At 56.5% G+C, this 6,485-nt stretch carries 8 protein-coding genes; 5 read left to right on the plus strand and 3 right to left on the minus strand.

What is annotated here, in order from left to right; genetic code table 11:
• Positions 1 to 302 precede the first annotated feature (302 nt).
• The 3 genes from LAT62_RS15380 to LAT62_RS15390 all read right to left on the minus strand — a co-directional run bounded on the left by LAT62_RS15380 (position 303) and on the right by LAT62_RS15390 (position 2,165).
• Entirely contained in the window at positions 303 to 638 is a 336-nt protein-coding gene (locus tag LAT62_RS15380; RefSeq protein ID WP_293385941.1) for a hypothetical protein, read from the minus strand.
• Positions 635 to 1,177, minus strand: a complete 543-nt coding sequence (locus LAT62_RS15385; protein ID WP_293385943.1) for an NUDIX domain-containing protein — start codon at positions 1,175 to 1,177, stop codon at positions 635 to 637. The genes LAT62_RS15380 and LAT62_RS15385 overlap by 4 nt, the downstream gene beginning before the upstream one ends.
• Positions 1,178 to 1,262: 85 nt before the next feature.
• Positions 1,263 to 2,165 (minus strand): bestrophin family protein, encoded by a 903-nt coding sequence (locus tag LAT62_RS15390; protein WP_293385945.1) that lies wholly within the window; start codon positions 2,163 to 2,165, stop codon positions 1,263 to 1,265.
• Between the two features lie 116 nt (positions 2,166 to 2,281).
• Between LAT62_RS15390 and LAT62_RS15395 the strand changes: the two genes are divergently transcribed.
• The 5 genes from LAT62_RS15395 to LAT62_RS15415 form a co-directional block, all read left to right on the plus strand.
• On the plus strand, positions 2,282 to 2,911 hold the full coding sequence (locus tag LAT62_RS15395) for a DMT family transporter (protein WP_293385947.1): 630 nt from the start codon (positions 2,282 to 2,284) through the stop codon (positions 2,909 to 2,911).
• Between the two features lie 98 nt (positions 2,912 to 3,009).
• Entirely contained in the window at positions 3,010 to 3,612 is a 603-nt protein-coding gene (locus LAT62_RS15400; protein ID WP_293385949.1) for a YitT family protein, read from the plus strand.
• A gap of 220 nt (positions 3,613 to 3,832) precedes the next feature.
• Positions 3,833 to 4,039: a cold-shock protein gene (locus LAT62_RS15405; protein WP_293385951.1), complete on the plus strand. Its 207-nt coding sequence runs from the start codon at positions 3,833 to 3,835 to the stop codon at positions 4,037 to 4,039.
• A 484-nt stretch (positions 4,040 to 4,523) separates the two neighbouring features.
• Entirely contained in the window at positions 4,524 to 5,399 is an 876-nt protein-coding gene (locus tag LAT62_RS15410; RefSeq protein WP_293385952.1) for a LysR family transcriptional regulator, read from the plus strand.
• A gap of 241 nt (positions 5,400 to 5,640) precedes the next feature.
• The coding region (locus LAT62_RS15415) for an FAD-binding oxidoreductase (RefSeq protein ID WP_293385954.1) at positions 5,641 to 6,485 on the plus strand (845 nt) is incomplete at its 3' end.

Genomic DNA, 6,485 nt, shown 5'->3' on the forward strand with positions numbered 1-6,485 from the left:
CTAACCGGATTTACCGCCACCCTCCAACATTTTCCCGTACTTCCGCGATGAACCTCAAAAAAGCGCTTCAGTCCTTTGTGCTTGAATGACTTGATCATGGGTCAAGTGTAGCGCGTTGCGCAACGCAGTCAACCTCGGTATGTGCTGCTGCGGGAAAGATCCGATTAACCAGCTCGTATTGAGCCAGGATGTGTTCCGACAGAAGGTTTGCGCTCGATTCTGAGGTAAATGGAAAGGACAACGCTCTGGGTTCGCGACTGACCTTCCAGGAAGTCCGACCCAGAGAAGGCGGCTGAGCCGAATTATCTGGACCGATATCGCTCCACAAGACACACGCCGATGGCGGCAACACCGAGAACCAGCGCATAGCTGCCAAACAGCGCCGCTGCGATCGCAAGGGGCACAACGTACGTCAGTTTGGGTTCCTTGGCTCGTATCATATAGGTGCCGAGGATGGCGGCCGACAAGGCGATCAGGAGGTTCATGGCGACCAGTATGGTCATTACCCCGGAAGGGTCTTCCGGTGCTGCAAACGCCGCGGCAGATTCCTGGAGTTCACCGAAACTCATAAACAGTTGGAAAACCACAATTGCCGCATGGCCGAGCATGAAAACGCCAAGCGCCGTTCTGACTTTCATCCTGCCTCCTTCACATTCTGAACAACCAACTCCCGGTCAATCTTGTCCAGCATGAAGGTCTCGCGCTGAATCGACTGACCCATGGTTTTCTCCTGGCGCGCCATCACCTGCCGGTTGTGGCTGATGGCCTCGGCGATTGGCATCCAGAGGGGCCTCATGCCGTTGGCCACTTCATAGCTTTCCATGCGGGCATCTGCCAGTTCCTGAGCGACATCACAGACAAAGAAATGTGATGTCATGTGCATCAGGTCGTATTCCGGCTTCCAGTGCGGGCGATACTCCTCGATGAAGCCGAAATGCTCCTTGACCACAACCTCACGCGCCCCGGTCTCTTCTTCCAGCTCGCGCTGCAGGGCGGCCGTCATGTCTTCGCCCTCATCAATGCCGCCACCGGGCAAGCTGAAATCATTGTAGCGCTCGGTAAACAGCAGCAGGATCCTGTCTTCCCTGAGCACAATGCCGCGGGCAGCGTGGCGCCGAAGCACCCGCCCTTCGCGGGTTGTCAGTTCGGGGTGAATCATTTCCTGCAGCAGCTTCATCTCGGAATCCCGGGGCCAGTAAAAACAAAGCCGCGATTCTACCGGGGCGGCGAAGCTTTTGCACTTTACCGATGACGCTGCTGCTTCAGTACAAATACCCCTTGCCTACCGGCTTGACGGGTTCCGGCAGGTCCTGCTCACCCAGCAGCTCGCGCAGGTCGATTTCAATGGTGCGGGAAACATAGTCCATGGGCACATCGTTGACCGAGTTCTCGAACGGATTCTCGATCTGCCGGCCGACGTATTCGAGCATGATGTAGGCATAGCCGATCAGCAGCGAGAAGGGAATGGACCAGTAGCCGAGATGGCCCGCCAGGCTCAGCGGCAGCACGAACAAAAAGATGATCAGCGTGTAGTAGACGAACCAGGTGTACTGCATCGGGAAGGGGGTTTTCTTCAGCCGCTCGCAACTGCTCAGCGCCTCGTTGAAGTCCTGCAGCAGCTCGGTGAAACGCACATGGCGGTAGGCATCCAGATGGCCGTCGTCGGCCAACTGGCGCAAGGCAGCCGCCTGGGACTCCAGCAGGGCCAGCGGCGGGGTCTGGCGTTTTGCCGCAGCCTGCCGCTCGTCGTCCGACAGCAGGCCATCCAGCACCTTGCCCGGCTCCAGCTTGCGCAGGAAGCGGTTCAACCACCAGGCAAACGCGATCTGGCGATGAATCAACTCGTTGCGCACCGCAGCCGTCTCCTCGCCACCGCCGATCAGGCCTTTCGTCAGCAGCGCGAAGCTTCGGGAGTTGTACTTGAGTTTCGACCAGATGCGATGCCCTTCCCACCAGCGCCCGTAGGCTGTGTTGTTGCGAAAGCCAATCAGGAACGCCAGTGCTGTGCCGAGAAAGCCGGCCGCGTACGACAGCGCCTGCAACAGGTCGCGCGACACCTGGTCCATCATCACGCAGGACAGCACAACAAAGGCGAACAGCGCCAGCAGCCTCGGCCAGGTAAACCCCAGCAGCTTGGCGAGAGAGATGCGACGGGTAACAATCATGTGGATTCGGTCCTTGTTCAGCTATGCATCTTGTACAATGCCCGAGTTCCGGACTCAACCCGCCGGCCGCAAGAAAAGAGCTCAGTCCCCTCTTTTCTCGACAACAAGGAGTATCAATGAAGCACAGCGCACTGAAATCGGATGTCTGGCTGATACTGGTGACGCTGTTCGCCGGCTTCGGGTGGGTGTTTTCTGCCGAAGCGCTGGTCGGCATGACGCCGCTGCTCTTTATCGGTACCCGGTTTCTGCTGGCGGGTTTCATTCTGATCGGGTTCGGTTGGGGTGCGTTGCACAAGCTGTCGCGGCAGGACTGGCGCCATGCGCTGCTGACCGGGGCAGTGATGGGGCTGGCCCTGTCCTGCTGGATCATGGGCCTGGCACTCGCCGACAACATGGGCATTGGGGCCTTTATTGCCAGCCTGGCCGTGGTCTTCGTGCCCATCGTCGGCAAACTGCTGTTCGGGGCCAGCACCAGCCTAAGCACCTGGGTCGCGATTGCCGTGGCGCTGGTCGGGCTGGCCTTTCTGCGGCTGGAAGAGGGATTGTCGCTGTCGGCGTCGGATGCGTTCTTCCTGATGGCGGCACTGGGCTTCTCGGTGCACTTCAACCTGAATACCCGCTTTGCCTCCAGCATCCCTGCCCTGCCGCTGACCGCACTGCAACTTCTGGGCTGCTGCCTGATATTCAGCGCCCTGCTGGTCAGCCGGTGGCGGGTGTTGTTTCGGCGCTCGCGGATGGCAGGTTGATTGACATCAATGACCACAGCCGGATAAACGGGTATTGTTGAAACCACTGGCACCAACGCGCTCAAGACCGGCGACGGCAACTCTCTTTGGGGCATTGAATGAACGACACACCCAGCCATAGCTGGTTTGAAGATGCCCAGGGCTTGAGTTTCGGCGCGGCAATGTGCGCCTTTGGCGTGCTGATCCTCACCGGCGCGGGGTTGGTGACAGGCCAGACCGCAGGGCTGGCGGTGCTGATTTCCTATGTCACAGGCTACAGTTTCGGACTGGTGTTTTTTCTGGTCAATATCCCGTTCTATGCCCTGGCATGGGTGCGCCTGGGGCGAGAATTCACACTGAAAACCTTTGTCTCGGTGGCTCTGGTGTCGGTGTTTTCCACCATTATTGGAGATCTGGTAGAGATTGATCCGGCCAATCCGGCGGTGGCGGCGGTGCTGTTTGGCATGATTGCCGGAGCGGGCCTGCTGGCGATTTTCCGGCACCGCGCGAGCCTGGGCGGGGTGGGCATTGTGGCCTTTGACCTGCAAGAGCGTCTGGGCTGGCGTGCAGGCTGGGTGCAACTGGGCTTTGATCTCGTCTTGTTCGCAGTCGCTGCGGTGGTTTTGCCGTTGCATCTGGTAGCCTGGTCGCTGTTGGGCGCCGTGGTGCTCAATGCGATAGTGGCCATCAACCATCGCCGCGACCGCTATATCGCGACATAAAGCCTCTGGCACCCTGAAAATATAAACATTGACAGGCTCAGCCCATGCTGTAGGATGGCTCGCGTTAGGAATTTAATATCTATAAAGTTAAAACCTGTTCGATCCCCTGCCAGTAGTTAGCAACTCCGAAGCACGTAATCGTCCCGTCTTTTTAGTAATAGAAAATTTCCAGCAATTCGGCCTGAATGGCCCGTCAATAATTTATTTGTAAGGTACGATTATGTCTTCAGTAACTGGTACAGTTAAGTGGTTCAACGAAGCAAAAGGTTTCGGTTTTATTGAGCAAGAGTCTGGCAAAGACGTGTTTGCTCACTTCAGCGCCATCGTCGGCACAGGCTTCAAAACCCTGACCGAAGGCCAGGCCGTAAGCTTCGATGTCACTCAAGGCCAGAAAGGCCTTCAGGCAGAGAACATTCAAGCTATCTGAATAGCTTAAGCTCAGCGCTTCGGTGCTGATGCTCAAAAAAAGGCGGCGCCCGAGAGGGAGCCGCTTTTTTTGTGGGTCAGTTTCCAGTCAGCTTGACCGAATCTGCTTATGACCCCGGCTAAGAATGGGGGGATTACCAAATCAGACACAATTTTGTTAAGCAACGGCCTGCTCATAATCCACCGGGCATCGGTAGCCAATGCCAGAATGCAGGCGCTGCGTTCCGGGGCTTAATCAATGACTCTGACCCCATTGATTCCTGACCCCATTGATTGACCCCATTGATTCCATCGCCGGGCAAAATACTTGCCGACGCTCGGGGGCGTAATTGAATGAGCACCTGCATGTGCCACTTGTGAAGGAAGGAGCCAGCAAAATTATGCCAGGGGCTGTTCACCAAAAAACTGCGTGCCAAAACCATGGCTCAGTAATAGTTGCTTATAGTGATACAATTTATAAGCAGAACTTATGATGAGAGCGTGTGATGTCGTTGAGTAATATGCAGCTCAACTGGTTGCGGACTTTTGAAGCAGTCGGTCGACACTTGAGCTTCTCGGCGGCGGCTGCCGAGCTGAGCATGAGTCAGTCTGCCGTCAGCCAGCAGATAAAGCTGCTTGAGCACAAACTGGGGAAGCCGTTGTTTCTCAGACAAACTCGCTCTATCCAGTTGACCGTATCGGGCCGGGCATACCTTGCTGTGGTCCGCGAAGGGCTTTGGCATATTGAACAAGGCAAGAACAGTATCTTCAATTCGGTTGCGGAAGGCATTCTTGAATTGAGGGTCAACAATTCCTTTGCGCAGTTATGGCTGGCCCCGCGGATAGACCGGTTCATAGACCTGTACCCGCAAATTTCTCTGCGCATGTACGGCATGAATTGGGAGGCGGATGAGCCACCGTCTGGCGCGGAGCTGGAAATCCGCTACGGCGGCGGCAACTGGCCGCATTACGACATCCAGCAACTGCTCTCGACGGAACTAAAGCCTTATTGCTCTCTTGGTGTTGCCTCCAGGCTGCGCAGTGCCGGCGGTTTGCTGAGCATCCCCTTGATCGATGTGCTGGGCACACCCAATGGTTGGAGCGACTGGCTGTCTGTTCATCGGCACGATGACGTTGACAGCTATCGTCGGTTCTTCGTCGACAGCTATGCGGTTGCAGCCAGTATGGCGATTGAAGATGCGGGCGTGTGCTTGCTCAATGAAGCGCTTGTCGAGAAATCCCGTCTGCATGAGCAACTGATATCGCCCCTTGACCAGCGCATTGACAGCCTGGCGGGGTTTTACCTGCTGAAGCCGGTCAACCAGCCAATGTCGGGCGCTGCGCAGGTGTTTTGTCATTGGCTGGAATCCGAGCTGAAGTAACCCCGACGTTCATCAGTCACACTGCTTACAGCCACCAAAGCACCATTCACGGGACAACTCACCTACTATTGATAAGCTTAGCTTATAAAAAATCACCATTTTGATAATTTGTGATGGCGCATTACGGAGCGGTAGCATCAGGGTTCGCAGGGCTGGATTACCGGGGTCCGGGAGAGTGCCATGAAGGTGCTGACTGCTCTTCCCACCAGTGTTGAAGCGACTTTATGCTGAGGCGTTTTATATGAGTGATACCGTACCAGGCTCGGCCCGTGTTGTTATCGTAGGCGGTGGGGTCATCGGCTGCAGTGTGGCCTACCATTTGGCCAAACTGGGCACCAATGAGGTAGTGCTGCTGGAGCGCAAGACACTGACCTGCGGAACAACATGGCATGCCGCCGGTTTGGTACCAACCCTGCGTGCAACTTACAACATGAGCATGCTGGCCAAGTACAGTGCTGACCTGTATGACGGACTCGAGGCTGAAACCGGCCAGGCGACGGGTTTTGTGCGCAATGGCTCACTAACGGTGGCCACCCATCAGGAGCGCTTCACCGAGTTGAAGCGCGGTGCGTCCATGGCCAAGCTGTGCGGCTTCCCCTGTGAGGTTGTCACCCCCGAACAGGCTCTTGAGCACTGGCCGCTGATGAATATTGACGACATCGTGGGCGGGGTTTACCTGCCGCTCGACGGTGTGGTGAATCCGACTGATGTGACACAGGCGCTCGCCAAGGGCGCCAGACTGGGGGGTGCGCGCATCATCGAAAATACCCAGGTGCTGGACATGAAGATCAGGGATGGTCGGGTGTCTGGTGTTGTCACTGCACAGGGGGATATTGACGCAGAGTATGTGGTGAACTGCGCTGGCATGTGGGCGCGCAATTTCGGCAAGAAAGCGGGCGTCAACATTCCCCTGCATGCGGCAGAACACTACTACGTGGTGACCGAGGCCATGCCGGAAATCAATGGCATCATGCTGCCTACCATGCGGGATCTTGATAACTGCAATTACTTCAAGACCGATGCCGGAAAGTTGTTGATTGGTACCTTTGAACCCAATGCGAAACCCTGGGGGCATGAAGGCATTCC

The organism is Natronospirillum sp. (genome assembly GCF_022565775.1).
In the GTDB taxonomy this organism is placed as follows: domain Bacteria; phylum Pseudomonadota; class Gammaproteobacteria; order Pseudomonadales; family Natronospirillaceae; genus Natronospirillum.

What these genes read in the sequence shown, in the direction of transcription:
- LAT62_RS15410 (WP_293385952.1), top strand. Translation starts at nt 4,524, where the DNA reads ATGTCGTTGAGTAATATGCAGCTCAACTGGTTGCGGACTTTTGAAGCA.
- LAT62_RS15400 (WP_293385949.1), top strand. Translation starts at nt 3,010, where the DNA reads ATGAACGACACACCCAGCCATAGCTGGTTTGAAGATGCCCAGGGCTTG.
- LAT62_RS15395 (WP_293385947.1), top strand. Translation starts at nt 2,282, where the DNA reads ATGAAGCACAGCGCACTGAAATCGGATGTCTGGCTGATACTGGTGACG.
- LAT62_RS15380 (WP_293385941.1), bottom strand. Translation starts at nt 638, where the DNA reads ATGAAAGTCAGAACGGCGCTTGGCGTTTTCATGCTCGGCCATGCGGCA.
- LAT62_RS15385 (WP_293385943.1), bottom strand. Translation starts at nt 1,177, where the DNA reads ATGAAGCTGCTGCAGGAAATGATTCACCCCGAACTGACAACCCGCGAA.
- LAT62_RS15390 (WP_293385945.1), bottom strand. Translation starts at nt 2,165, where the DNA reads ATGATTGTTACCCGTCGCATCTCTCTCGCCAAGCTGCTGGGGTTTACC.
- LAT62_RS15405 (WP_293385951.1), top strand. Translation starts at nt 3,833, where the DNA reads ATGTCTTCAGTAACTGGTACAGTTAAGTGGTTCAACGAAGCAAAAGGT.